22 protein-coding genes are annotated in these 25215 nt (G+C 65.2%); 14 read left to right on the top strand and 8 right to left on the bottom strand.

The features are described from left to right. Genes mutS through C8D04_RS02355 form a run of 4 tightly spaced genes read left to right on the top strand, consistent with a single transcriptional unit; the run spans position 1 to position 4030 of the window. On the top strand, positions 1-2658 hold the full coding sequence (gene mutS, locus C8D04_RS02370; protein WP_116003432.1) for a DNA mismatch repair protein MutS: 2658 nt from the start codon (positions 1-3) through the stop codon (positions 2656-2658). 53 nt (positions 2659-2711) lie between these two features. Next, positions 2712-3113 carry a hypothetical protein gene (locus C8D04_RS02365; protein WP_133243600.1) on the top strand — a complete coding sequence of 134 codons (402 nt, stop codon included), beginning with the start codon at positions 2712-2714 and terminating at the stop codon, positions 3111-3113. Continuing rightward, positions 3100-3411 carry a CcdB family protein gene (locus C8D04_RS02360; RefSeq protein WP_116003430.1) on the top strand — a complete coding sequence of 104 codons (312 nt, stop codon included), beginning with the start codon at positions 3100-3102 and terminating at the stop codon, positions 3409-3411. The genes C8D04_RS02365 and C8D04_RS02360 overlap by 14 nt, the downstream gene beginning before the upstream one ends. A 19-nt stretch (positions 3412-3430) precedes the next feature. After that, the gene (locus C8D04_RS02355; RefSeq protein ID WP_116003429.1) at positions 3431-4030 is read left to right on the top strand and encodes a type IIL restriction-modification enzyme MmeI; all 600 of its coding nucleotides are present in this window, start codon (positions 3431-3433) and stop codon (positions 4028-4030) included. Between the two features lie 18 nt (positions 4031-4048). Here C8D04_RS02355 and C8D04_RS02350 read toward each other — a convergent pair whose 3' ends face one another. Next, positions 4049-4423, bottom strand: a complete 375-nt coding sequence (locus C8D04_RS02350) for a hypothetical protein (RefSeq protein ID WP_116003428.1) — start codon at positions 4421-4423, stop codon at positions 4049-4051. 13 nt (positions 4424-4436) lie between these two features. On the opposite strand from C8D04_RS02350, the gene C8D04_RS18525 reads away from it, so the two are divergent. From C8D04_RS18525 to C8D04_RS02335, 4 genes are all read left to right on the top strand, one after another. Further along, the gene (locus C8D04_RS18525) at positions 4437-4646 is read left to right on the top strand and encodes a hypothetical protein (RefSeq protein ID WP_133243599.1); all 210 of its coding nucleotides are present in this window, start codon (positions 4437-4439) and stop codon (positions 4644-4646) included. 140 nt (positions 4647-4786) lie between these two features. Further along, entirely contained in the window at positions 4787-5614 is an 828-nt protein-coding gene (locus C8D04_RS02345) for a proteasome-type protease (RefSeq protein ID WP_116003427.1), read from the top strand. Between the two features lie 24 nt (positions 5615-5638). Next, positions 5639-6457 (top strand): alpha/beta hydrolase, encoded by an 819-nt coding sequence (locus tag C8D04_RS02340; protein WP_116003426.1) that lies wholly within the window; start codon positions 5639-5641, stop codon positions 6455-6457. A gap of 115 nt (positions 6458-6572) precedes the next feature. Then, entirely contained in the window at positions 6573-8384 is a 1812-nt protein-coding gene (locus tag C8D04_RS02335; RefSeq protein ID WP_233521084.1) for a diguanylate cyclase, read from the top strand. A 15-nt stretch (positions 8385-8399) separates the two neighbouring features. Here the strand turns inward: C8D04_RS02335 and C8D04_RS02330 are convergent, their stop codons facing one another. Further along, positions 8400-9248: a MipA/OmpV family protein gene (locus C8D04_RS02330; RefSeq protein WP_116003425.1), complete on the bottom strand. Its 849-nt coding sequence runs from the start codon at positions 9246-9248 to the stop codon at positions 8400-8402. Between the two features lie 11 nt (positions 9249-9259). Further along, positions 9260-10084: an undecaprenyl-diphosphate phosphatase gene (locus C8D04_RS02325; RefSeq protein ID WP_116003424.1), complete on the bottom strand. Its 825-nt coding sequence runs from the start codon at positions 10082-10084 to the stop codon at positions 9260-9262. 257 nt (positions 10085-10341) lie between these two features. Between C8D04_RS02325 and C8D04_RS02320 the strand changes: the two genes are divergently transcribed. The 6 genes from C8D04_RS02320 (at position 10342) to gltS (ending at position 15725) form a co-directional block, all read left to right on the top strand. Then, positions 10342-10908 carry a DUF6622 family protein gene (locus C8D04_RS02320; RefSeq protein WP_116003423.1) on the top strand — a complete coding sequence of 189 codons (567 nt, stop codon included), beginning with the start codon at positions 10342-10344 and terminating at the stop codon, positions 10906-10908. 11 nt (positions 10909-10919) lie between these two features. Next, positions 10920-11213 carry a 2TM domain-containing protein gene (locus C8D04_RS02315; RefSeq protein ID WP_116003422.1) on the top strand — a complete coding sequence of 98 codons (294 nt, stop codon included), beginning with the start codon at positions 10920-10922 and terminating at the stop codon, positions 11211-11213. Positions 11214-11236: 23 nt separating this feature from the next. Then, the gene (locus C8D04_RS02310; protein ID WP_233521083.1) at positions 11237-12328 is read left to right on the top strand and encodes a histidine kinase; all 1092 of its coding nucleotides are present in this window, start codon (positions 11237-11239) and stop codon (positions 12326-12328) included. Then, positions 12325-13131, top strand: coding sequence for a LytTR family DNA-binding domain-containing protein (locus C8D04_RS02305; RefSeq protein ID WP_116003420.1), 807 nt, complete (start codon positions 12325-12327; stop codon positions 13129-13131). The genes C8D04_RS02310 and C8D04_RS02305 overlap by 4 nt, the downstream gene beginning before the upstream one ends. Positions 13132-13245: 114 nt before the next feature. After that, positions 13246-14208: an IS1595 family transposase gene (locus C8D04_RS02300; protein ID WP_116003419.1), complete on the top strand. Its 963-nt coding sequence runs from the start codon at positions 13246-13248 to the stop codon at positions 14206-14208. 323 nt (positions 14209-14531) lie between these two features. Further along, positions 14532-15725 carry a sodium/glutamate symporter gene (gltS, locus tag C8D04_RS02295; RefSeq protein ID WP_116003418.1) on the top strand — a complete coding sequence of 398 codons (1194 nt, stop codon included), beginning with the start codon at positions 14532-14534 and terminating at the stop codon, positions 15723-15725. A 22-nt stretch (positions 15726-15747) separates the two neighbouring features. Here the strand turns inward: gltS and C8D04_RS02290 are convergent, their stop codons facing one another. The 5 genes from C8D04_RS02290 to C8D04_RS02275 are packed head-to-tail and all read right to left on the bottom strand — an operon-like array spanning position 15748 to position 25115. Beyond that, on the bottom strand, positions 15748-17190 hold the full coding sequence (locus C8D04_RS02290) for an efflux transporter outer membrane subunit (RefSeq protein WP_116003417.1): 1443 nt from the start codon (positions 17188-17190) through the stop codon (positions 15748-15750). Beyond that, entirely contained in the window at positions 17190-20291 is a 3102-nt protein-coding gene (locus tag C8D04_RS02285; RefSeq protein ID WP_116003416.1) for an efflux RND transporter permease subunit, read from the bottom strand. Before C8D04_RS02285 ends, C8D04_RS02290 begins: the two co-directional genes overlap by 1 nt. Next, on the bottom strand, positions 20288-20533 hold the full coding sequence (locus C8D04_RS18520) for a hypothetical protein (RefSeq protein WP_133243598.1): 246 nt from the start codon (positions 20531-20533) through the stop codon (positions 20288-20290). Before C8D04_RS18520 ends, C8D04_RS02285 begins: the two co-directional genes overlap by 4 nt. After that, positions 20520-23660 carry an efflux RND transporter permease subunit gene (locus C8D04_RS02280; protein ID WP_116003415.1) on the bottom strand — a complete coding sequence of 1047 codons (3141 nt, stop codon included), beginning with the start codon at positions 23658-23660 and terminating at the stop codon, positions 20520-20522. The genes C8D04_RS18520 and C8D04_RS02280 overlap by 14 nt, the downstream gene beginning before the upstream one ends. 33 nt (positions 23661-23693) lie before the next feature. Next, positions 23694-25115 carry an MdtA/MuxA family multidrug efflux RND transporter periplasmic adaptor subunit gene (locus C8D04_RS02275; protein WP_116003414.1) on the bottom strand — a complete coding sequence of 474 codons (1422 nt, stop codon included), beginning with the start codon at positions 25113-25115 and terminating at the stop codon, positions 23694-23696. Positions 25116-25215: the final 100 nt, after the last annotated feature.

The following is a 25215-nucleotide window of genomic DNA, read 5'->3' as shown; positions in this document are numbered from 1 at the left end:
ATGACCGACGACCGCAAAACCGCCCTGCCCACGGGGCTTGAAAACCACACCCCCATGATGGCGCAATACTTGTCCATCAAGGCCGGGTACCCCGACACCTTGCTGTTCTACCGCATGGGCGACTTTTACGAGGTGTTCTGGCAAGACGCCGAGAAGGCCTCGCGCCTGCTCGACATCACCCTCACACAACGCGGCCAGTCTGCGGGACAGCCGGTACTGATGGCAGGCGTGCCCTTCCATGCACTGGAAAACTACCTGGGCCGCCTGATCAAGATGGGCGAATCGGTGGCCATTGCCGAACAGGTGGGTGACGTGGCTACCGCCAAGGGGCCGGTGGAGCGCAAGGTGGTGCGCGTGGTGACCCCCGGCACGCTGACCGACGCCGAACTGCTGTCCGACAAGGCCGAGGCCCTGCTGCTGGCCGTGCACCAGGGCGCGCGGGCGCGCTGCGGTCTGGCGTGGCTGAGCGTGACGCAGGGCCGCGTATACCTGGCCGAATGCGCGCACGACGAGCTGGGCGCCTGGCTGGCGCGGGTGGCTCCGAGCGAGCTGATTTACAGCGCGGGCGTCACCGACCGCTTCGAGCAACAACTGCAGGTGCTGCGCCAGAGCGGCAGCTACGCCTGCCCCGCCAGCCCCCGGCCCGACTGGCAGTTTGACGGCGCCCTGGGCGAACGCAAGCTGCTCGAACACCTGGGCGCGGCCAGCCTGCAAGCCTGGAGCGCACAAGACCTGCACCACGCCCACGCCGCAGCCGCTGCCCTGCTGCAATACGCCGAACACACCCAGGGCCGCGCGCTCACCCATGTGCACAGCGTGCAGGTGCAGTGTGCGGACGACCTCATCGACCTGCCCGCCAGCACGCGGCGCAACCTCGAACTGGTGAAGACCTTGCGCGGCGAAGACGCCCCCACGCTGTTCTCGCTGCTCGACACCTGCATGACCGGCATGGGCAGCCGCTTGCTCAAGACCTGGCTGCTCGAACCCCCACGCGACCGCAGCGCCGCCCGCCAGCGCCTGGCGGCCACCACCGCCCTGCGCGGCCCCGGCGGTGCAGGCGGCGGCCACGGCCCCTGGAATGCCCTGCGCAGCGAACTCAAGGGCGTGAGTGACGTCGAGCGCATCACCGCCCGCACCGCACTGCGCCAGGTGCGCCCGCGTGAATTGGTGGCACTGGGCAATACGCTACAAAAAGCAGAGCTTCTAGCGCACAACGCACAAGCGCCAGAGTCCTATTTGGCTCAAATTTTCAGTCACCTGCAACCGCCGCCAAACTGCACCGACCTGCTGCAGCGTGCCATTGCCCAAGAGCCCGCCGCACTGGTACGCGACGGCGGCGTGATCGCCAGCGGCTTCGACGCCGAGCTGGACGAACTGCGCGCCATCCAGAGCAACTGCGATGCCTTCCTGCTCGACCTGGAAACCCGCGAGAAAGCCCGCACCGGCATCCCCAATCTGCGCGTACAGTTCAACAAGGTGCACGGTTTCTACATTGAAATCACCGGCAGCCACCTCGACAAGGTGCCCGAAGACTATCGCCGCCGCCAAACGCTCAAAAACGCCGAGCGCTTCATCACCCCCGAGCTCAAAGCCTTCGAAGACAAGGCGCTGTCGGCCAGCGAACGCGCCCTGGCGCGCGAGAAGTGGTTGTACGAGCAGGTGCTCGACCAACTGCAACCGCATATCCCCCAGCTCACCCGTCTGGCCCAGGCCCTGGCCACGCTGGATGTGCTGTGCACCCTGGCCGAACGCTCCCTCACCCTGGGTTGGTGCGCGCCACAGTTCGCGGGCGACCCCTGCATCGAGATCGAAGGCGGCCGCCACCCCGTGGTGCAAGCGCGCCTGGCTGAAACGTCGAGTGGCGCCTTCATCGCCAACCACACGCGGCTCAACGCCAACACCCGCATGCAGATCATCACCGGCCCCAACATGGGCGGTAAATCGACCTACATGCGCCAGGTAGCGCTCATCGTTTTGCTCGCCAGCATGGGCAGCCATGTGCCGGCCACCAGTTGCCGCCTGGGCCCCATCGACGCCATACACACCCGCATTGGCGCCGCCGACGACCTGGCCAACGCGCAATCGACTTTCATGCTGGAGATGGTGGAGGCCGCGCAAATATTGCACGCCGCCACGCCGCACAGCCTGGTGCTGATGGACGAAATCGGCCGCGGCACCAGCACCTTCGACGGCCTGGCGCTGGCCAGCGGCATTGCCACGCACCTGCACGACAAAACCCACGCCTTCACCCTGTTTGCCACGCACTACTTCGAGCTGACCGAGCTGCCTGCCAAGGCGCGCCACGCGGTCAACATGCACGTTGCCGCCGCCGAGGCAGGGGCCGACATCGTGTTCCTGCACGAACTGCAACCCGGCCCCGCCAGCCGCAGCTACGGCATCCAGGTTGCAAAATTAGCCGGGGTGCCCGCCCCCGTGCTGCACCACGCGCGCCACGCGCTGGCGGCACTGGAAGAACGCGCCAGCGAAGGCGAACTGCAGGTCGACCTGTTTGCCGCCCCCGCCGCCCTGGAGACCGCAGGCGCCAGCCCGGTCGAAGCGGCCCTGGCCGCCATCCACCCCGACCAGCTCAGCCCCCGCGAGGCGCTGGATGCGCTGTACCAGTTGAAGGCAGTCATGGGGAAAACGCCCCCGGCTTGACCCGCCCTTTTTCATGCCGCATGATGGCATGAAATTATTTGAAGGAGCACGCCATGCTCAAGGAAGTCGGGGCCAGCGGCCAGATATCGCTGGGCAAGAAGTACGCCGGGCAGTTGTTCGAGGTGCAAACAGCACCCGACGGCACCATCACCCTGATGCCGGTCAAAGTAGTGCCCGCGCCCCTCCCCGCACAGGAAGAGCCCGCCCGCTACGCAGCAGCGGCGGGCACTGCAGACGGCCGGCTCACCCCCGAACGCCTGGCCCGCCGTGCCGCAGCCGCTGCACGCAGCCCGGCTGAAAGGGAAGCAGCACGCACCCAATGGGAAGAAGACAACAAGGAAGCCATTGAGGCCATGAACCAGCGCATGGCCAACATTGGCTCCATGGCGCGCCGCATTCACGAGTGGCGCAAGGCCAAAGCGCAGCAGGCAGTGGCGATCGATGGCGCAGTTTGACGTTTACCCGCACCCGTTGGAGGAATTGCGCGCCACCCACCCCTACGTGGTGCAAGTGCAAAGCCATTTCCTCAAGCGCCCTGTAGCCGTCATGGCCGTTCCACTCGCCCCCCTGGACACCCCACAACACGCCACCGTGCTGAACCCCATGCTGGAAGTGGCAGGGCAAGCTTTCGTGCTGGAGACTTTGGCCATCGGTTCCTTTGAACCTGGCGAACTCTGCAGCCCACTGGCCAATCTCGGTCAGGATGCCCAGGCCATCTGGGACGCACTCGACTACGCCCTGCACGGCTACTGACCACCCACGGTGCCCCCATGTGGCCGAAGACCAGCCCGACAAGCTCGCCCTGCTGCGCCGCATCTGGACAGCGCCGGGCAGCTTCAAGCCACGCCAGACCAGCCGCGACATCACCGAAGCCGCCGCCCAAAGCTTTGCCGCCCTGGCCGAAAACCTGCGCCAGCGCGGCGCCACGGACGGAGAAACCGCCGCCGCCCGCCAGCAGCGTGCCAACCAGGAGGCGCACTTCCTCACGCAATGCCTGTTCTGCTTCTTTGCCGAAGACGTGGGACTGCTGCCGGGCCGCATGTTCGAGCGGCTGGTAGCCCACAAACAAATCACCCCCGAGCGACTCACCCAAGGCCTCACGCAGCTTTTCACCACCATGCAGACCGGCGGCCTGTATGGCGTGGACGACATTCCCTGGTTCAACGGCGGCCTGTTCCAGGCCATCGCGGTGCCCGCCCTCTCGGCACCCGACCTGGACTGGAGCGCCATCGACGTCTCCATCTTTGGCACCCTGTTCGAGCGCGGGCTCGACCCCGCCAAGCGCAGCCAGCTCGGCGCCCACTACACCAACCCGGCCACCATTGAGCGCCTGATCGACCCCGTTATCCGCTGCCCATTGCTACAAAAATAGGAGCTAGTAGCGCTTAATCTAAAAGAGCTTGCAGCCAAAATCACCAAAAAAAGCGACAAGCACTACCGCGCAGCGCATGCACTGTTCGTCACCTGGCTCGACGAACTCAAAAACTACCGTGCCCTCGACCCGGCCTGCGGCAGCGGCAACTTCCTGTTCCTGGCCCTCAAGTGCCTCAAAGATGTGGAGCACCACAGCCACCTGCAGGCCGCCGAACTGGGCCTGGACCGTGAGGCCGACCTGGTGACCGGCCCGCACAACGTGCTGGGCATCGAACTGAACGAATACGCCGCCGAACTCGCCCGCGTCACGGTATGGATCGGCGAGCTGCAATGGCGCCTGGCGCACGGCTACGAGTTCAAGACCAACCCCGTGCTCGACACCCTGGAACACATCGAATGCCGCGATGCGCTGCTGGACTGGGGCACAGCCCCGAGGTGCCCGCCGCCGTGCGCGCCAAGGTGCAGGCCCTGGCCCAACCGGGCGACCACCTGTGGCGCTGCCCGCGCCGCGCGGGCAGCTCGGCATTCTGGGTGTGGGCCAGCGCGATGTGGTGATCGAGTGGTGGCTGCTGGATGCGCAGGGCGAGCTGATCGAGGCGTTCTGGGAATTTTGAATGAAATAAACCTCTGGCGCTTACTGGATAAGCGTTAGCAGCTATTATTTTTATACCAACCTTCCGTAAAACGGAATCAGTGCAGGCTTGTTCTGGCGCAGCACTACACTCAGGGTTTTTCCTCTTTCACGCATTTCCCCATGACGTATTGCGTCGCCATCAAACTCAACGCCGGGCTGGTTTTCCTGTCCGATTCGCGCACCAATGCCGGGCTCGACCAGATCAGCTCGTTCCGCAAGATGATGGTGTACGAGAAAGCGGGCGAGCGCTTCATGGTGCTGCTGTCGGCGGGCAACCTGAGCATTTCGCAGTCGGTGCGCGAGATTCTGCAAACCACGCAGATCAAGGACGAGGTGGACGGCGAGCCCATCACCATCTGGAACGCGCGCAGCATGTTCGACGCCGCGCGCGTGCTGGGCGCAGCGGTGCGCCATGTGCACGAGCGCGACGGCGCCTCGCTCAAGCGCTCGGGGGTGGATTTCAACGTTTCGCTGGTGCTCGGCGGGCAAATCCAGGGCGAGGGCATGCGCCTGTTCCAGGTGTATTCGGCCGGCAATTTCATCGAGGCCACGTCCGAGACGCCGTATTTCCAGGTGGGCGAATCGAAGTACGGCAAACCCGTGCTCGACCGCGTGCTCACGCCTGAAACGCCGCTGGACGATGCGGCCAAGTGCGCGCTGGTGTCGATGGACAGCACGCTCAAATCCAATCTATCGGTGGGCCTGCCGCTGGACCTGGTGCTGTACGAAGCGGACCGCTTTTGCTCCGACAAGATCGTCTGCATCACCGAGGACAACCCCTACTTCCGCATGCTGCACGACAGCTGGGGCGAAAAGCTGCGCCAGGTGTTCGACAGCATCGAAAGCCCCAACTGGGGCGGCGAGGCGACCGAGGTGCCCATTTTGGTGGCTCCGGTGCGCTGCAAGCCACTCAAAAAAATCACTACGCCGCGCGACAAGCTCATCTGAGCGCGGCCCCTGCATTCACAAGGTATGACAAAAATCGTTTTCTCCCACGGAAACAGCTTTCCCTCGGGCACCTACAGCGTACTTTTTGACCACCTGCGCCAGCGCGGTTTCGATGTCAGCGCGGTGGACCGCTTTGGCCACGACCCGCGCTTTCCTGTCACCAACAACTGGCCCAACCTGGTGGAGCAGCTGGCCGAGTTCGCCGCCGAGCAGGTGCGCGCCTCGGGGGGACCGGTGTACCTCGTGGGCCATTCGCTGGGAGGCATTCTGAGCGTGATGGCCGCTGCCATGCACCCCGAGCTGGCACGCGGCGTGCTAATGGTTGACTCGCCCCTGATCAGCGGCTGGCGTGCCACCACGGTGGGCATGGCCAAGCGCACCCAGGTGGTGGGTTCGGTGTCGCCCGGCCGAGTGAGCCGCCTGCGCCGCAACAGCTGGGCCAGCACCGAGGAGGCCTTCGAGCATTTCCACAAGAAAAAGGCCTTCGTCCGCTGGGACCCGCAGGTGCTGCGCGACTATGTGACCCACGGCCTCTACGATGAAGAAGACCGCCGCGTGCTGGCCTTCGACCGCGCCGTGGAGACGGCCATCTACAACACCATGCCGCACCACCTGGGCGGCCTGCTGCGCAAGCACCCGCTGCGCTGCCCGGCCGCCTTTATTGGCGGGCGCGCATCGGCCGAGCTGAAACAGGTGGGCATGGCACTGGTGCAGCGCATCACCCAGGGGCGTATTTCCATGGTCGACGGCAGCCACCTCTTTCCGATGGAAAAACCGAAGATGACTGCCGCCGCCATTGAGGCCTCGCTGCTCAACCTGGCATCGCTGAACGGTTCGGACTGACCCGCTGCACTGCAGGGGCCGCCCAGCCAGAGTTTCGCTTTTAATTTACACTTTTTCACACTGGCCGCCTTGGCGCTGCCACAACCCCGACCCGCACACCTTCGCCCTACCCGCCATGAACCGCTCTCTTGCCTTGCGGCGCCTGATGCTCTTGACTGCAGGTACACGGTGCAGGGCGGGCATCCAGGGGATGGCCGTGTTGTGGGTGCTGCTGGCGCTGCTGCTGACAGCGCCCTGGGCCCGGGCGGACCAGGCCCTTGTGGTGCTGGACGACAACGCGCGATCCATCACACTGTGGTCGGCTCTGGCCATGTTGCCCGACCCCGAGCGCCGCTTCACGGCCCAGGAGCTGCTCGATCAAAACACCGATTTTGTCCCCATGCCCACCACCCAGGGCACCCTGGGCGTGCGCCCCGAGGCCGTCTGGCTGCGCGTTCCGCTGGCTCTGGCGCCCCAGTCGGACGGGCAATGGATACTGTCTATCGATTACGCTCCGCTCAACCGCATCGATGTGTTTCTGGCACGGGACGGACGCATCGTCCAGCAAACGGCTCTGGGCAACCTCGTTGGGTCGGCGCTGCGCCCACTGCCCAGCCGGGTGCCTACGGTGGCGCTGAGCCTGGCGCCGGACGCACAGCACGAACTGCTGCTGCGCGTGCAGGCCCAGGGCGCCATGATTTTGCCCATCACCCTGAGCAAACCCCCGGCATTGCTGCACCAGGCGTTGCAGGAGCAAATGCTGCAAGGTGTTCTCACCGGTCTGGCACTGTGCCTGCTGGCTTACAGCCTGGCCCTGTGGATCAGTCTGCGCGATGTGTTGTTCATCCAGTACGCCGTGCTGATTTCGGGAAGCCTGCTTTTTTCACTGCAATTCTTCGGTGTGGGTGCGCAGTACCTTTGGGGCAGCAACCTCTGGATGGAACAGCATGCCAGTGGCCTCTCAGCCCTCCTGGCCACCTGTGGCTCCTTTCTGTTCTTCGGCCAGGCACTGGCCGCAGACGACCCACGCAACCGACTCATGCGGGCCATGCGCGTAGGCGCTGCATGCACTGCCGCTCTGGCCGCAGCTTTTGCGCTGAACCTGTACGACACTCGAAAATTGACCGCCATCGTCAGCATCCTGGGCCTGTTGCCCGCGCTCATGGGCATTCCCGGTGCGGTGGCACGCATGCGCCAGGGCGACGCCGTGGGGAGCACGCTGCTATGGGCCTGGTTGATTTACTTTACGACCACCGCCACGGTGATTGGCGTCATCCGGGGCTGGGTCCCGGTGAACTTCTGGACTCTTCACTCCTTCCAGTTTGGCGCGACGATCGACATGCTGCTGTTCATGCGCGTGCTCGGCCTGCGCTCCAAAGCCCTGCGCACCGCTGCTGAAAGTGCCCGCGCCGAGCGCGACACCTTGCATTCACTCGCACACACAGACCCCCTGACCGGCCTGCCCAACCGCCGTGGCCTGGGCCTGGCCTTGTCAAGTGCCCTGGCGCACTGCAGCACCGAGCACATGGTGGCGGTCTTCGTGATGGACCTGGATGGGTTCAAGCCCGTCAACGACTTGCACGGCCATGATGCGGGTGATGAGCTGCTGGTAGCCGTGGCCCAGCGGCTGCAGGGCCAGGTGCGCCAGAACGATCTGGTGGCTCGCCTGGGCGGCGACGAGTTCGTCATCATGGTCAGCCAGATCACCAGTGCGCAGCAGGCACACGACCTGGGGCACAAGCTGCTGGAGTCATTCCATGTGCCATTCTCGCTGGGAGCGCAGCAAGTGCAGGTCGGGCTGACGATCGGCTACGCGCTGGCCCCGCAGGACAGCCAGGACGCTGTGGGCCTGCTCAAGCTGGCCGACGCCGCGATGTACGCGGGCAAACAACGCGGCAAGTTCTGCGTGCAGCGCAACCGGGGTGACCTGGCGCTGGCTTCGCGTTGAATACCGGCAACGCTGTCAGCGGCAGCAGCGGTAGGCCAGCCCGAACGAAACCCCATAACTGTCGGGCTTGACGGCCAGCGGACTGCGCCGCGCGTCGCCGCGCAGTTGCTGGTAACGCACGCCGCCAAACACCACCCAGCGGCCCGCCACGGCGGTCTTGATTTCCAGCCCCAGGTCGGTGCTGTGCATGCCGCTGCCAGGCCGGTACGCGGGCAGCGGGGTGGTCACACCGGCAGCGCCCACCGGCACGCCCATATAGCTGCGCATGTAGGTGGCATCCGCCATGGTGAAGCCCGCCGCGAGCGAGATTTCGGTACGGTCGCTGATGCGAAATTCGTAGCGTGCCGACGTCTGCAGCGTGGCCCCGCCCCCATGGCCCAGCAAGTCCTGGTTCAGGGTACTGCGCAGCGACAGGCGCCCTGGAAATTCATAAATGGCGCTCAGGCGTCCGCGCAGAGTGCGATCCACATCCGGCAGACCGCTCAGGATGGGATCGCCCTCACCCTTGCGGCCGCCATCGAGGCGCAGACCGGCACTCAGGCGAAAGTGGTCCCATTCAAACAGGCGGGCGGTCAGCCCGGAATCGCGGGCATCCAGGTCAAAATCAAGCAGCGAACCGCCGCCACCCGAACTGATGGTGTAGCGCCCCACCTCCAGGCCAATGACGGGGCGCACACCGGTGCTGCGCTCAGTGCTGCCCGGGTAGCTGGGGCCGTTGGCCAGATAGGCACCCAGCGCCCAGGTGTAGCCCTTCTCAGTCTCCTGGGCAGGCACGGGCCGCAGTTGGGCCATGGCAGCCAGGGGCAGCACCAGCAGCAATGCAACGGCAAGCGGTCGCCCAGGGTGAAATGCAAATAGATTCATGCGAACGATTATCAGCCTTCCCAGCGCACCCAGCCCATGCCCGCTGTCACAAGAACAAGCACCCCAAACACGATGCGGTACCAGGCAAAGGGCACAAAACTGTGGCTGCTGATGTAACGCAACAGCCAGCGCACGCAGATCCAGGCACTCAAAAAGGAAAACAGCAAACCAACCGCAAACAGCGGCGCATCCCCCATAGACAGCAGCGCACGCTCTTTGTACAGACTGTAGACACCCGCGCCGATCAAGGTGGGCATGGCCAGAAAAAACGAGTAATCGGTGGCCGCCTTGCGCGAGAGCCCCAGCAGCATGCCGCCAATGATGGTGGCGCCGCTGCGGCTGGTGCCCGGCACCATGGCCAGGCACTGCACCAGGCCCACCTTGAGCGCATCCAGCGGCGACATGTCGTCCACCGACGTCACCCGCGTGGCTACGGGTGAGCGCCGCTCGGCCCACAAAATGATGAAACCGCCCAGAATGAAGGTGCTGGCCACCACCACCGGGGTGAAAAGGTGCGCCTTAATGACCTTGCCAAACGCCAGGCCCAACACCACGGCGGGCAAAAAACCAATGAGTACATTGAGCGCAAACCGCTGCGCCTGGCGCGAGTTGGGCAACGCGGCCACGGTGGCGCGAATCTTTTGCCAATACACCAGGATGACGGCGAAGATGGCGCCGGTCTGAATGGCAATGTCGAACACCTTGGCCTTGTCGTCATCGAAACCGAGCAGTGCGCCCGCCAAGATGAGGTGGCCCGTGGAGGAGATGGGGAGAAACTCGGTCAGGCCCTCGACCACGCCCATGATGGCGGCCTTGACCAGCAAAACAATATCCACGCGCGCGTCCTTTGGCTTGAACAGCCGGATCAAAAACGTGGATTATCCCTTCTCCGTCACGGACGAAGCCGCCCGCCGGTGCATTTGCAGCCGCCGCAGTCAATGGAGGAGCACCACGGCCGCAACGGCACCTCGCCACTGGCGAGCCGCCCAGCGCAACTGGCGGTGCCAAAGCCGCATTTCGTCGCAGCCGCATAGCCAAGCCCGGCTTTGGCGACGACAGTCAGGCCTTCGCTCTTCCATTCGAAAGGTTTGCCATGCTTTTGACCCTTGCAACGCAGCAGCCACGCATGCTGATCACCATCGTCCAGCACACACCCACCTGGGTGTGGCTGCTGCTCGCCGCCCTGGTCTGGCTGGGCGCCAGCCAGTTTTTCGCGCGCAGCGCCGGCCTGCGCCGTGTGCTGTTGATGCCCATCGCCATGGCCGTCTTTTCCGCCTGGGGCTTGGGCTCTGCATTTGGGGCAGCGCCGCAGCTGGCGGGCGTGCTGGGCGCCTGGCTGGCTGTGGCCTGTGCGGTGGCCGGGCTTTCACTATGGCTGTTCCGTACACCGCCCGCAGGCACCCACTACGACGCCGCACACCAACGCTTTGCGCTGCCGGGAAGTGGCTGGCCTATGCTGCTCATCGTCGGCATCTTTCTGGTGAAGTGGGCGGTGGGTGTGGAGCTCGCATTGCAGCCGCCACTGGCACGCGATAGTGGCTTCGCGCTGCAGATCGCACTGGTCTATGGCGTCTTCAACGGTGTGTTTGCCGCCCGCACCGGGCGCCTGCTGCGCCTGGCAAAAGACCGCGCCCCGGCACAGCGCGTTATGGCCGCCTGAAAGGACAAGCCATGGCCCACGCCCCTTCTTCCAAAAGCGACGATCTCGAACGCCTGGCGCGCAAGCGCGCGGGTGCCAAGCTGGGCTGGTACGCCCATGCCTGCGTGTATGTGCTGGTCAACCTGTTTCTGGCCTTTCTTTCCTCGCGCAGCAACTACCCCTGGGCTGTGTTCCCGGCGCTGGGCTGGGGCCTGGGCCTGCTGATCCACGGCGCCGCCGTGTGGGTTGCCATGCCCGGCGGCAGCCTCTATGCCCAGTTGCTGGAGCGCGAACGCGCTGCGCTGCACCGCCAGCCACCGCTATGAGAACGCGGACGGCCTGCCGCACAATGGCAAGCCACACCCGCCCACCACGCCTCATGCCGCACTTTGACCTTCGCCCGCTTGCGCGCCACGGCCTGATCACGGCCGTGCTCTGCTGCCTGATCGCGCTGGCACTCACGCTGTCCAAAAACGGTGCCTGGGATGTGCAACTGGTGTATTCGCTCGGCATCGGCCTGACCAGTTGGCTGGTCATCGAGCTGGGCCGCCATGGGCTGCGAGGGCCCAGCAACACACCCTGGCCCATGGGCTGGCGCGGCATCGTGCTGGTGGCCTGCGGCATGGGCGTTGGCTTCGTACTCGGCACGGCCCTGGGCGATGCCTACAGCGGCAGCACCGCAGGTCTGCTGCAGGGCCGCGATGTGGTGCCTTCGTTGCTCATCACCGTCGCTGCCAGCGCCGCCATTTCGTTCTTCTTCTACAGCCGGGGCAAGGCCGCCTACCTGCAGGCCCATATCGCCCAGGCCCAGCGCGACGCCACCGAGGCACGGCTCAAACTGCTGGAGGCCCAGCTCGAACCCCACATGATGTTCAACACCCTGGCCAACCTGCGCGTGCTGATCGCTACCGACCCGCCGCGCGCCCAGGCCATGCTGGACCACCTGATCGCCTACCTGCGCGCCACCTTGGGCGGCGCGCGCTCTGCGTTGCACCCGCTGGCCGACGAGTTTGCACGCCTTGCAGACTATCTGGAGATCATGGCCGTGCGCATGGGTTCGCGCCTGGCCTTCACACTGGACCTGCCCGAGGCACTTCAAAGCACACCTGTACCGCCGCTGCTGCTGCAGCCGCTGGTAGAAAACGCCATCCGCCACGGACTCGAACCCCAGGTGGGGGGTGGCCACATCCATGTGCGTGCCAGTACCTTGCCCGGCCCATCCGGCACGCTGCTGGTCCTCGAAGTCGCGGATACGGGGGTAGGCTTGGCGCCGCTGCACACAGACCACACCGACAGCACCGCCAGCCACTTTGGGTTGGCGCAGGTACGCGAGCGCCTGGCCACTTTGTACGGCCCGCAGGGAACTCTTGAATTGATAGCTACCAGCGCTGGCGGGACAAGCGCCAGAGTCACTTTTCCCTTGAATTTTTCAGCCCCATGAACACCCCCGCCCCACGCGCCCTGATCGCCGAGGACGAGCCCCTGCTGGCCGCAGGCCTGCGCCACGAACTGGCCCTGGCCTGGCCTGCGCTGCAGGTGGTGGCCACCGTCGGCGATGGCCTGGCCGCCGTGCGCGAAGCATTGGCGCTGGAACCCGACGTGCTGTTTTTCGACATCCGCATGCCCGGGCAGAGCGGTCTGGACGCAGCCGCCGAACTGGCGGACGCCTGGCCGCAGCACAAGCCCTTTCCTGCGCTGGTCTTCCTCACCGCCTACGACCAGTACGCCGTGCAGGCGTTTGAGGCGCAGGCGGTGGACTATTTGCTCAAGCCCCTGCAGGCTGCGCGCCTGCAAAAAACGGTGGCGCGCGTGCAGCAGCACCTCACCGCGCGCACCGCCAGCACGCCGCTGGGCGATGACCCCGCGCTGGAGCAATTGCGCAAACTGCTGGCCAGCGCCGGCACGCCCGCGGCCGCCGCGCCGCTGCGCTTCATTCAGGCAGGGCACGGAAGCCGTATCGAAATGGTGCCGATGGACGATGTGCTGGTGTTCGAGGCCGCCGACAAATACGTGCGCGTATTGACCGCCCAGCGCGAGCATCTGATCCGCACGCCGCTGCGCGAGTTGCTGGCGCAGCTGGACACGCAGCAGTTCTGGCAAATTCACCGCGGCACGCTGGTGCGCGCGTCGGCCATCGCCAGCGCGGTGCGCAGCGAGAGCGGCAAGCTCAGCGTGCAGCTGCATGGCCGGTCAGAGGCATTTCCCGTCAGCCGACTGTATGCGGCGCAGTTTCGGGCCATGTAGTAAAAACTTTGGATCTTTTCGCCTGATTAGCGACATACCTCAGTTCGTCGTGAACGTTCCGCCATTGCCAGCCCTCCAACAACCAGTGCCGAGTCATCGGCCAAGGAGCAGGCAATGTCAATGAATGCCATCCAGTTCCAGCGCGGCCTGTCGCTGCCCCAGTTCCAAGCTCTCTACGGCTGTGAAGAACAGTGCGAGCGCGCCTTGGTGGCCGCCCGCTGGCCCCACGGCTGGCAGTGTGCCCACTGCGGCTGCAAGCGCTTCTTTCTCACCCGCAATGGCATCGGCCGCCAGCTGTGGGAGTGCTTTATCTGCGGCTACCAGAGTTCGAGCATCGTGGGCACCGTGATGGAGCACACCCATCTGCCCCTGCGGCTGTGGTTCCTGGCCATGTATTTGCTCACCCAGCACAAGAACGCCATCAGCGCCCTGGCGCTCAAGCGCCAGTTGGGTGTGTCCTACAAGACAGCGTGGCTGCTCAAACACAAGCTGATGCAGGCCATGGGCCAGCGCGATGCGCGCTATCTGCTGAGCGGGCGTGTGGAGATCGATGATGCCTACCTTGGGGGCGAGCGCGCAGGCAGTATCAACGGTGGACGCAAGGCGGCCAACAAATCCGCCTTTGTAGCTGCCGTACAGACCAGCGAGAACGGCAGGCCGCTGTACCTGCGCTTGGTGCCAGTGGCGGACTTCACGAATCAGGAGATGGCGCAGTGGGCGCAGCGCTATCTGGCGCCCGGCTGTCATGTGGTCAGCGATGGCACACCTGCCTTTGCCCAGGTGCGCCAGGTGGGCGCTATTCATGAGCCCCACGTCACGGGAGGTGGCCGCCAGGGGGCGCAGACGCCCCAGCTGCACTGGGTCAACACCCTGCTGGGCAATCTCAAGACCAGTGTGGCGGGAACGTACCACTCGTTTGATCATGCCAAATATGCTGCACGCTACCTGGCGGAGTTCTGCTACCGCTTCAACCGCCGCTTTGACCTGCCCGCCATGCTGCCAAGGCTGCTGCGGGCGCTAGTAACCACAAGGCCTCTTCCATTGAAAATGTTGCGGGTGTCTGAGGTACGTAGCTAATCAGGTCTTTTCGGCCTCCAGCGCAATACCATCAAGCGCTGACAGCTATCTTTTTTGAATGGGTTTGCACCGCATTGGGCAACACCCGTTGCGCAGCCCAGGGCGCGACCTCCAAAGGCACACCGTGCGCCACCCCGCTGATGCAGCCCAGCCAAGACACGCCATGCACCCACCTGTAAGGGCCTTGCACGGGAGCGACCTGGCGGCCCCACCACGGTAAAATCGCCCCTCTCACGCACAGCCGCCCTACGGCTAAAGCTCTTTATTCAGAAGCGACCAGCGCAATACCCGCAGGACTTCGACACCCCCTAGAAGGCTCCTTCATGGTCACCATCCCGCTCGACATCGCCCAGACCGTAGGGCTTTCTGCCGTATTGCTCGTGCTCGGTGAATTCATCAAAAAGCACGCCAGCATCCTGGCGCGCTACTTCATCCCCGGACCGATCATTGGGGGCGTGCTGTTTTCGGTGCTGACGCTCGTCGGCCACCAAACCGGCAGTTTCGAGTTCATCTTCAACGACAGCATCCGCGCCTTCTTGCTGCTGGTGTTTTTCACCACCATTGGGTTTTCTGCCAGTTTCGAGCTGCTGAAAAAAGGCGGCGTAGGCGTAGCGCTGTTTCTGGGCGCTGCGGTGGTGCTGGTGCTGATCCAGAACACCGTCGGCGTGGCCATGGCGAGCAGCATGGGCGTGCACCCGCTCATCGGCCTGGCCGCAGGTTCTATCTCGCTGACCGGTGGGCATGGCACTTCGGCGGCTTTCGGCCCGCTGCTGGAACAGGCCGGCGCTGTGGGCGCGCTGCCGGCCGCCATTGCCGCCGCCACCTACGGGCTGGTGGCCGGCTGCCTGATCGGTGGGCCGGTGGGCACGCTGCTGATGCGGCGCAACAAGCTGCAGCCGACCGTGGCGGCAACATCTGCAAGCGCTTCACCGCTGATCAAGGACACCGGCGAAGCCGATTCGCACGATACCGTGATGTACGCCACCATTTTGCTGGCACTGTCGATTGGCGCCGGCACCCTCCTGGTCAACTGGCTCAAGGACCTGGGCGTCACGCTGCCCGCCTACCTCGGCCCCATGCTGGTGGCCGCACTGATGCGCAACGTGATCGACTGGCGCGACTGGCACCTGCCGCTGCGCCAGTTCGAAGTGGTGGGCAACGTTTCGCTGGCATTCTTCCTGGCCATGGCACTGATGTCGATGAAGCTGTGGGAGTTGGCCCAGGTGGCTGGCCCGCTGCTGGCCATCCTGCTGGTGCAGACGGTGGTGATGTTTGCGTATGCCTACTTTGTCACCTTCCGCGTCATGGGCAGTGACTACGACGCTGCAGTGATTGCCGCCGGTCATTGCGGCTTCGGCATGGGCGCCACGCCCAACGCCATGGCCAACATGCAGGCCTTTGCGGCAGCCAACGGGCCGTCCATCAAGGCGTTTTTCGTCATTCCGCTGGTGGGCTCCCTGTTCATCGACTTTTTCAACGCCGTGATCATCACCGGCTACATGAACTACCTGCGCTGACCGCGCACGGGCAGCACACCCGTCAAGGGGCATCGGTCCAGCCGCCGCCCAGATTCTTCAGCAAGGTATTCACCGCCACCAGCTGCTGGCGTTGCAGCTCGATCAGACTGCGCTGACCCGCCAGCAAACTCGCCTGGGCGGAAAGCACATTGAGGTAGCCGACGATACCGGCCCGGTACTGGTTTTGCGCCACGGCAAGCGCACGCTGCGCAGCCGCCACGGCAAGCTGCTGCGCCTGCGCCTGCTGCTGCACGAAGGCACCGGTGCTCAATGCATCTTCCACCTCCTGCAAGGCGGTGATGACCACACCCCGGTAAATGGCCGCAGCCAGGTCCACATTGGCCATCGCGCCCTCCACGGCCGCTGTGCGTGCGCCGTTGTCGAACAACGCCAGTGCCAACTGTGGCCCCAGCGACCACACCAGGTTCGGCGCCGAAATGAGCGACGCGAAGCTGCTGGCACGGTAACCCGCGCTGGCCGAGAGCGTAAGGGCCGGGAAGAAGGCGCTGCGCGCCACACCCAGCTGGGCATTGGCAGCCGCCACGTTCAGTTGAGCGGCTGCGATATCAGGGCGGCGCTGCAGCAGTTCTGCGGGCAGCGCCAGCGGAACGGCGGGCGGTACTGGCAGTTGCGCCGTGGGCTCCAAAGAAAAAGTGGAAGCTGCCTCACCCAGCAGCGCGGCCAGGGCGTGCTCCCACTGGACGCGGGTGGCCTGCGCCTCCAGCCATTGGGCGCGCGTGCTCTGGTACTGGGACTCTGCCTGGTCGGCGTCGGACGGCGACGCCACCCCGGCCTGCACGCGGTTGCGCGTGAGCGTGCGGCTTTCGTCGTAGGCGGCAAGGGTGGCTTGCAACATTTGCTGCTGCGCTTCGGCGGTACGCAGTGCGAAGTAGCTTTGTGCCACCAGCGCCTGCAGCGACAAGAGGGCCGCTGCCAGGTCGGCGCTGCTGGCCTGGGCGTTGGCCTGGGCCGCATCGACCATTCCTGCCACGCGCCCCCACAGGTCGATTTCCCAACTGGCGGAAACACCCAGCGACTGGCTGTTGACCGGGCCTGCACCCGGTGTCGCCTGTGCACGCTGGCTGCTGGCCGAAATGCCCAGCTGAGGGAGCAGCGGTGCACGCGCACCGCCCACCGCCGCCTGTGCCGCCCGCAGGCGCGCTGCACTTTGCGCCAGGCCCGGGTTGCCGCTCTGCGCCCTGTCTTGCAGCGCATTCAGCGCCGGGTCGCCATAGCGCATCCACCAGTCGGCCTGCACGCCCTCCCCCGGCGTTGCCGGGTGCCAGAAGCCGGGCTGCGCGGCGGCACCCTCTTTCCATGCGGCGGGCACCGGCGCGTCGGGCAGCGCGTGCTGCACGGGCGCGGCGCAACCCGCAAGCAGGCCTGCGAGCGCCAGCGCAGCCGGGAGTGCGCCCGGCACACACCGCAATGATAAAAATTCAGACCACAGGGGCAGGACAGCCATCAGAGAGTCTCCAGACGGGGCACGGGAGCCCGCGGTCGCGGCAAGCGCCGCATCTGCACACGCTGGCGCAGGCGCTCAAACACCAGGTACACCACGGGCGTGGTGTAGAGCGTGAGCAACTGGCTCACCAGCAGCCCCCCCACCACGGCAATGCCCAGCGGCTGGCGCAGCTCGGCACCGTCGCCCCGCCCCAGCGCCAGCGGCAGCGCGCCAAAAATGGCGGCCATGGTGGTCATGAGGATGGGGCGCAGGCGCAGCCCGGCCGCGCGGTAAATGGCCTGGGCCGCACTGGCATGGCCACCGCGCTGGCGTGCCAGGGCAAAGTCGATCATGAGAATGGCATTTTTCTTGACGATACCGATCAGCAAGAAGACGCCAATGAGCGCGATGAGCGAAAACTCGGTTTTAAACAGCATCAGCGCCAGCAACGCGCCAACACCCGCCGAAGGCAGGGTCGAGAGGATGGTCAGCGGGTGCACCAGGCTCTCGTACAGCATGCCCAGCACCAGGTAAATGGTGGCGAGCGCCGCGAGAATGAGCAGCGGCTGGTTGGCCAGCGTCTTTTGAAAGGCGCCCGCGTTACCGCCAAAACTGCCACGCACCGACACCGGTACGCCCAGGCTGGCCACCGCCTGCTCGATGGCACTGGTGGCATCCGACAGCGACATGCCTTGCGCCAAGCCAAAGCTGATGGTGCTCGCCGGGGAGCCGCCTTCGTGGCTCACGGACAGCGGCGTGACGGTGCTGCGCAGCTTGGCAAAGGCCGAGAGCGGCACGCGCTGGCCGGTTTTTGAGATAAAGAAGAAACCGTCCAGCACTTTGGGGTCTTGCAGAAAACGCGGCGCCGCCTCCATCACCACGCGGTACTGGTTCAGCGGGTTGTAGATCACGCCCACCTGGCGCTGGCCGAATGCGTCGTTCAACGTGGCGTCCACCTGCGCCATCGTGAGGCCCAGGCGCACGAGAGCATCGCGGTCGATGTCCAGCGTCGTCTGCTCGCCGTGGTCCTGCACATCGCTGTTGACGTCTTCGAGCTGCGCCAGCGCCGCCAAGGCTTCGCGGATGCGTGGCTCCCAGGTGCGCAGGTCGGCCACGTCGTCGGCCTGCAGCGTATAGTCATAAGAGCCGCTGCTTTGGCGCCCGCCGATGCGAATGTCACGCTGGGGCACCATGAACAATCGCGCACCGGGCTCGTCCTTGAGCTGGCCGCGCAGGCGCGTGATCACGGCGTCGGAAGACTCTTTTCGATCGGTCTTGAGCGTCATGAACATGGCGCCCGCGTTGCGCTGGCCGCCGCCGGTAAAACCCGTCACATTTTCGACCGCGGGGTCGGCCTCCACAATGGCCAGAAAACGCTTGATACGCCGCTCCATCGCCTGGTAGGAACTGGCTTGGTCGGCGCGAATGAAGCCCATGATGCGGCCCGTATCCTGCTCGGGCATGAAGCCCTTTTCGATGGTGGTGTAGAGAAACACATTGAGCACGATGACACCGCCCAAGAGCAGCAGCACCAGCGGCTGGCGGCGCAGGCACCACGCAAGGCTGCGGCGATAGGCGCGCATGCCGCGCGCAGCCCGGGCGTCCACCCAGCGACCGATGCGCGTAGGAGCGTGCACCGCGCGGGGTTTGAGCAACAGCGCGCAGAGCGTGGGCGTAGTGGTGAGCGAGATAACCAGCGAGATCAGGATGGCTGCCGACATGACGACGGCAAACTCCCGAAAGAACCGCCCCACCACATCGCCCATGAACATGATGGGCACGAACACGGCCACCAGCGAAATGCTCATCGAGAGCACCGTGAAGGCAATCTCGCGCGAACCCACCAATGCCGCCTGCAGTGCGCTCTTGCCGTTCTCCATGTGGCGGGCAATGTTCTCCAGCACCGCAATGGCATCGTCCACGACAAAACCCGTGGCAATGGTGAGCGCCATGAGCGAGAGGTTGTCCAGCGTATAGCCGGCCAGGTACATCACGCCAAACGCACCCATGAGCGATGCCGGAACGGCCACGCTGGGCACCAGCGCGGCGCGGGCACTGCGCAAAAACAAGAAAACCACCATCACCACTAGCGCCACCGCCATGACCAGCGCGCGCTGCACCTCGCGCACCGAGGCGCGCAGCGTGGGCGTGCGGTCCGAGACGATCTGCACGTCGATCGCTGCCGGGATGGAGGCTTTGAGCTGCGGCAACAAGGCCCGCACGCGGTCCACGGCATCGAGAATGTTGGCACCCGGCTGTTTGTAGATCTGCAGCAGGATGGCCGGTTTGCCATTGGCCACGCCATAGTTGCGCGTGTCCTGCACGCCGTTGGTCACCTCGGCCACATCGCGCAGCAGCACCGCGCTGCCATTGGCGTTCCAGCGCAGCACCAATGGCGCGTAGTCGGCAGCAAGGCTCGCCTGGTCGTTGGCAGCAATCTGCCAGTAGTGGTCTTCGCGCTCTACGCCCCCCAGCGGCCTGCGGCCATTGGTGTTGCTGATGGCGTTGCGCACCTGCTCCAGAGAAATGCCGCTGGCCGCCAGACGCACCGGGTCAAGCTCGACGCGCACGGCCGGCAGCGCGCCCCCGCTGACCGTGGCCTGGCCCACGCCCTCCACCTGCGAGAGCTTTTGCGCCAGCACGGTCGAGGCCGCGTCATACATCTGGCCCCGGGTGAGCGTGGACGAGGTCAACGCCAGCATCAGGATGGGGGAATCCGCCGGGTTCACCTTGCGGTAGCTCGGGTTGCTGGGCATGCCGCTGGGCAGCAGCGTGCGCGAGGCATTGATCGCCGCCTGCACATCACGCGCCGCGCTGTCGACGGTGCGGCTCAGGTCGAATTGCAGCGTGACGCGCGTGCTGCCCTGGGCCGAGCTTGACGTCATCTCCGTCACCCCGGCAATGGCGCCCAATGCGCGTTCCAGCGGCGTGGCCACGGTGGCGGCCATGGTGTCGGGGCTGGCGCCGGGCAAGCTGGCAGATACGGAAATGGTGGGGTAATCGACCTGCGGCAGCGGCGCCACCGGCAGCTGAAAGTACGCCACGCTGCCTGCCAGGACCAACGCCAACGTCAGCAGCAGGGTGCCTACCGGGCGGTGGATGAAGGGGGTGGAGAGGCTCATGGGTTGAGCTTTCTTCCAGATTTATAGTGTTTTTGGCCTCTAGCGCTTATGGGTATTGCGGTAGCAGCTATATTTTTTGACGGTTTGTTTTTACTGAAGGCAGAGGCCGGGGTGTGCGCCCTCAAACCAGGCAAGAAATTGGAATCAGCCCCCACTTCCAAATCACTATGCTTTTTGACTGCCTCACGCAGGCAAGACGTGCGCTGGCGGCCGATTTTGCCTAAAAAATCAGGCAGGTGCATGGCCCGATTCCTTACGCGCCCGGCGCGCGTGCCAACGCTCGGCGGCATGCTCAAACGTCAGATAAATCACCGGCGTCGTGAACAAGGTCAACAGCTGGCTGACGATCAGCCCGCCCACCACCGTCACCCCGAGCGGAAAGCGCAACTCGCTGCCCACACCACCACCCAGCATCATGGGCAGCGCGCCAAACAGTGCCGCCAGCGTGGTCATGAGGATGGGCCGAAAGCGCAACCGGCAAGCCTCCACAATGGCGGCGCGGGCGGGCAGGCCGCGCTCGCGCTGCGCATCGAGTGCGAAGTCGATCATCATGATGGCGTTCTTCTTGACGATGCCAATGAGCAGCACGATGCCGATCACGGCCACGATGTCAAGCTCGGCGCCCGCCAGCTTGAGCGCCAGCAGCGCCCCCACCGTGGCCGAGGGCAAGGTCGAGAGAATGGTCACCGGGTGCACCACGCTCTCATAGAGCACGCCCAACACGATGTACATCGTGACCACCGCCGCCAGAATGAGCAGCAGCGTATTGGACAGTGACGCCTGAAAAGCCAGTGCGGCCCCCTGAAAGCGGGCATCCACCGCAGCGCTGACATCACCGCTGGCACGGGCATCCCCCAGCGCCTTTTGCACCTGGACAACCGCGTCGCCCAGCGCTACGCCCGGCGCAGCGTTGAATGACAGCGTGGCGGCCGGCAACTGGCCCACATGGTTCACGGCCAGCGGCATGCTGCGCTCTTGGACACGCGCCACCGCCGAGAGCGGTACCGGCGCACCACCGGCCACCGGCACATAGATACCCGCCAGCGCCTCAGGCCCAACGGCAAAGCGCGGCGCGACTTCCAGCACCACGCGGTACTGGTTGGACTGCGTAAAGATGGTGGAAATCAGGCGTTGGCCAAAGGCGTTGTAGAGCGCGGTATCTATCGCCGCCACGGTGACACCGAGCCGGCTGGCCTGCGCACGGTCGATGGTCACATAGGCTTGCAGCCCCTTGTCCTGCAGGTCGCTGGCCACATCGGAAAGCCCTGGCAACGCGCGCAGGCGCTCTTGCATCCGTTGCGTGGCCGCCTTGAGCGTGGCCGCGTCGGGCGACGACAGCAGCAACTGGTACTGGGTGCGCGCAACGCGGTCTTCAATCGTCAAATCCTGCACCGGCTGCACAAACAAGCGGATACCGGCAAGGCTCTGCGTGGCGGTCACCAGCCGCTGCTGCACCACCGGGGCGGCGTCGCGGGTACTGTGCGCCTTCAGGTTGATCAGCAGGCGGCCGCTGTTGAGCGTGGTGTTCTGGCCATCGACTCCAATGAACGAAGACACGCTTTGCACCGCAGGGTCTTGCAATATGCGCGCGGCCACGGCCTGCTGGCGCTCGGCCATGGCGGCGAAAGAAATGGACTGATCGGCCTCGGTGGTGGCCTGCAGCAGGCCCGTGTCCTGCGTCGGGAAAAAACCCTTGGGCACCCAAAAATACAGCAGTACGGTGAGCGCCAGCGTGGCCATGAAAACCACCCAGGTCAACACACTGTGGTCCAGCACCACTTCGAGCATGCGTCCATAGGCGGCGATGGTGCGGTCAAAGAAACGGCCGGTGGCGTGGTACAGCCATCCGTGGCGTTCATTTTCTGGTGCGCGCAGCAGGCGGGCACTGAGCATGGGCGTGAGGGTGAGCGAGACGACGGCGGAAATCACGATGGACACGGCCATGGTGATGGCAAATTCGTGGAATAGCCGCCCCACTACGTCGCCCATGAACAGAAGCGGAATCAGCACCGCAATCAGCGAGATCGTCAACGAGATGATGGTAAAGCCGATCTGGCGTGAACCCTCCAACGCAGCCTGTAGCGGCGTGAGGGGCACGGCGCCGGGCTCCTCCAGGTGCCGGGCAATATTTTCGATCATGACAATCGCATCATCGACCACAAAGCCCGTGGAAATGGTCAGCGCCATCAGCGTGAGATTGTTGATGGAAAAACCCGCCAGGTACATCACGCCCAACGTTCCCACCAGCGACAACGGCACCGCCACAGCGGGAATCAGCGTGGCCGAGGGGCTGCGCAGGAAAACGAAAATAACCGCCACTACCAGCGCAATCGCCAGCAACAGTTCGTACTGCATGTCGCGCACCGAGGCGCGGATGGTGACGGTGCGGTCGGTCAGCACCTGCACGTCGAGCGAGGTCGGCAGCGTGCTGCGCAGCTGGGGCAGCAGCGCCTGGATGCGGTCCACCGTGTCGATCACGTTGGCGCCAGGCTGGCGCTGGATGTTGAGGATGACACCGGCGCGGCTGCCCATGTCCGGCGTACCAGCCCATGCCGCCAGGCGCGTGTTCTCGGCGTCGTCCACGGTGGAGGCAATATCGGCGAGGCGGATCGGCGCGCCATTGCGAAACGCGAGCACCAGGTTGCGGTACTCAGCCGCCGACTGGAGCTGATCGTTGGCATCGATGCTCGACGCGCGGTCTGGCCCGTCGAACCCGCCCTTGGCCTGGCGCACATTGGCAGCAGCGATGGCCGTGCGCACGTCGTCCAGCGTGAAGCCCAGGCCCGCCAACGTGGCGGGGTTGACCTGGATGCGTACCGCAGGCCGGCGCCCGCCCGCCACCGCCACCAACCCGACACCAGGCACCTGCGACAGGCGCGGTGCCAGGCGGTTTTCCACCAGATCATTGACGCGAATGACCGGCAACGAAGGCGATGTGATCGCCAGCGTCATGATGGGCGCGTCCGCCGGGTTGACCTTGCTGTAGAGCGGCGGCATGGGCAAATCTGGGGGCAGCAGGTTGCTGCCGGCGTTGATGGCCGCCTGCACCTCCTGCTCGGCCACGTCCATGGCGATATCGAGTGAAAAACGCAGCGTGATCACCGAAGCACCACCCGAGCTGGTGGACGACATTTGCGCCAGCCCCTGCATCTGACCGAACTGGCGCTCCAGCGGCGCAGTGACGGTGGCGGTCATCACATCCGGGCTGGCGCCAGGGTAAAGCGTGGTGATCTGGATGGTCGGGTAATCGACCTCGGGCAGGGCCGACACCGGCAGCAGGCGCATCGCCAGCAAGCCGCTGAGCAGCAAGGCGAGCATGAGCAGCGAGGTTGCCACCGGCCGCAATATGAAGGGGCGCGAGATATTCATGCGCGAAACCGTCTGGACTGAGGCCGCCGCGCTTCAGGGCTTGGCCTTGCTCTCGGGGGCGCTGGCCGGGGCACTTGCGGCCAGCGCAGGCGCCGAGGCAGCAGCCTTGGCCCGGCGCTCGGTAATAAACGCGCGGCGCTCCTCTGGCGACATCTTGGCCAGCTTCTCACGCACCTCGGGCGGCAGCGTGGACGGATCAAACCGGCGCGCCTTCGCTACCGGCGCAGCACCTGGCACGGGGGGCGTGATCACGTTCACCTTGGCGCCATCGCGCAGGCGGTCGAGCCCGTCGGTCACGACCTGCGCGCCCACCGACAAGTCGCCCTGCACGCTCAGGCGATCACCATCCTGCGGGCCGGCGCGCACCGCCGTCCAAGCGACGGTGCCGTCATCCTTCACCAAGTACACATGGCCGTTTTGCAGGGCGGTGGCAGGCACGGTCAGCGCGTTCTTGAGCGTATCGAGCTGCAGCTTGATGTTGACGAACTGGTTGGAAAACAGCGCACCGTTCTCGTTGGGAAAGGCCGCCTTGACGCGGATGCTGCCCGTAGTGGTGTCAATGGCGTTGTCCAGCGCGCTGACCACGCCTGTCCCCAGGCGTTGGCGCATCTCACGGTCCCACAGCTCGACGGGCAGCGGGGTTTTGTCCGCCAGACGAGGGGTTATCTGCGACAGCAGACCCTCGGGCACCGAGAACACGGCGTCAATGGGCCGCACCTGGGCAATGGTGACGATGCCGTTCACATCTCCTGGCGACACCACGTTTCCGCGGTCAGCCTGGCGTAGGCCCAGGCGCCCGGAAATCGGTGCTGTGATGCGCGTGTACGAAAGCTGCAGCTGCGCTGCATCGCGCGCGGCGCGGTCTGCGGCTACAGTGCCTTCGAGCTGGCGCACCAGGGCAGCCTGCGTGTCCACCTGCTGGCTGGCAATGGAGTTCTGCTGCTGCAAATCACGGTAGCGCACGAGATCGATGCGTGCGTTGGCGAGCAGCGCCTCGTCGCGCGCCAACGCGCCCTGCACCTGGCCCAAGGCGGCGTGGTAGCTGCGCGGGTCCATTTCAGCCAGCAAAGCACCGGCCTTGACCTCATCGCCTTCCTTGAAATGCAGCGCGATCAACTGGCCCGTCACTTGTGCACGCACCACCGCCGTGGCGCGCGCGTTCAGGGTGCCAATGGCGCTCACCTGCACACGCACGTCCTCACGCCGCACCTCGCCGACCGATACGGGCTGTGCCGGGCTGCCACCAAACCGACCCGGGCCACCGGCCTTGCGTCCGTCGGAACCAGGGGCACCCGCAGGGGCGGCAGTCGCACCCTCACCCGCCTGACGGTGCATCCACCACCCACCACCACCGGCCAGCGCCACCACGAACAGGCCCAGGAGCCACCAGCGTGCGCGTCCCGACTGGCGCAATGCAGGGCTGCGGGGCCGGTGGATCAGACGGGAGGAGCGCATGGTAAATGCATGGCAAAGTGAAACCAAGGCGTATGGTAGCCAGCGCACCGCACCTGCGCTTGGCACGCCAGCGGGTTTACCTGGGCTTTACCGAGGCGCC

Origin of the sequence: Simplicispira sp. 125 (assembly GCF_003096555.1) — a bacterium.
In the GTDB taxonomy this organism is placed as follows: Bacteria; Pseudomonadota; Gammaproteobacteria; order Burkholderiales; family Burkholderiaceae_C; genus Simplicispira.
The sequence above is the reverse complement of the archived record's forward strand: the minus strand, read 5'-3'. Positions and strand labels throughout refer to the sequence as shown.

Bases quoted from the DNA above. Each gene is read 5' to 3' on its own strand.
- C8D04_RS02305 (WP_116003420.1), top strand. From the start codon at position 12,325: ATGAACACCCCCGCCCCACGCGCCCTGATCGCCGAGGACGAGCCCCTG.
- C8D04_RS02360 (WP_116003430.1), top strand. From the start codon at position 3,100: ATGGCGCAGTTTGACGTTTACCCGCACCCGTTGGAGGAATTGCGCGCC.
- C8D04_RS02365 (WP_133243600.1), top strand. From the start codon at position 2,712: ATGCTCAAGGAAGTCGGGGCCAGCGGCCAGATATCGCTGGGCAAGAAG.
- C8D04_RS02345 (WP_116003427.1), top strand. From the start codon at position 4,787: ATGACGTATTGCGTCGCCATCAAACTCAACGCCGGGCTGGTTTTCCTG.
- C8D04_RS02290 (WP_116003417.1), bottom strand. From the start codon at position 17,190: ATGGCTGTCCTGCCCCTGTGGTCTGAATTTTTATCATTGCGGTGTGTG.
- C8D04_RS18525 (WP_133243599.1), top strand. From the start codon at position 4,437: ATGCGCTGCTGGACTGGGGCACAGCCCCGAGGTGCCCGCCGCCGTGCG.
- C8D04_RS02275 (WP_116003414.1), bottom strand. From the start codon at position 25,115: ATGCGCTCCTCCCGTCTGATCCACCGGCCCCGCAGCCCTGCATTGCGC.
- C8D04_RS02280 (WP_116003415.1), bottom strand. From the start codon at position 23,660: ATGAATATCTCGCGCCCCTTCATATTGCGGCCGGTGGCAACCTCGCTG.
- C8D04_RS02330 (WP_116003425.1), bottom strand. From the start codon at position 9,248: ATGAATCTATTTGCATTTCACCCTGGGCGACCGCTTGCCGTTGCATTG.
- C8D04_RS02340 (WP_116003426.1), top strand. From the start codon at position 5,639: ATGACAAAAATCGTTTTCTCCCACGGAAACAGCTTTCCCTCGGGCACC.
- C8D04_RS02315 (WP_116003422.1), top strand. From the start codon at position 10,920: ATGGCCCACGCCCCTTCTTCCAAAAGCGACGATCTCGAACGCCTGGCG.
- mutS (WP_116003432.1), top strand. From the start codon at position 1: ATGACCGACGACCGCAAAACCGCCCTGCCCACGGGGCTTGAAAACCAC.
- C8D04_RS02285 (WP_116003416.1), bottom strand. From the start codon at position 20,291: ATGAGCCTCTCCACCCCCTTCATCCACCGCCCGGTAGGCACCCTGCTG.
- C8D04_RS02335 (WP_233521084.1), top strand. From the start codon at position 6,573: ATGAACCGCTCTCTTGCCTTGCGGCGCCTGATGCTCTTGACTGCAGGT.
- C8D04_RS18520 (WP_133243598.1), bottom strand. From the start codon at position 20,533: ATGCACCTGCCTGATTTTTTAGGCAAAATCGGCCGCCAGCGCACGTCT.
- gltS (WP_116003418.1), top strand. From the start codon at position 14,532: ATGGTCACCATCCCGCTCGACATCGCCCAGACCGTAGGGCTTTCTGCC.
- C8D04_RS02310 (WP_233521083.1), top strand. From the start codon at position 11,237: ATGGCAAGCCACACCCGCCCACCACGCCTCATGCCGCACTTTGACCTT.
- C8D04_RS02300 (WP_116003419.1), top strand. From the start codon at position 13,246: ATGTCAATGAATGCCATCCAGTTCCAGCGCGGCCTGTCGCTGCCCCAG.
- C8D04_RS02320 (WP_116003423.1), top strand. From the start codon at position 10,342: ATGCTTTTGACCCTTGCAACGCAGCAGCCACGCATGCTGATCACCATC.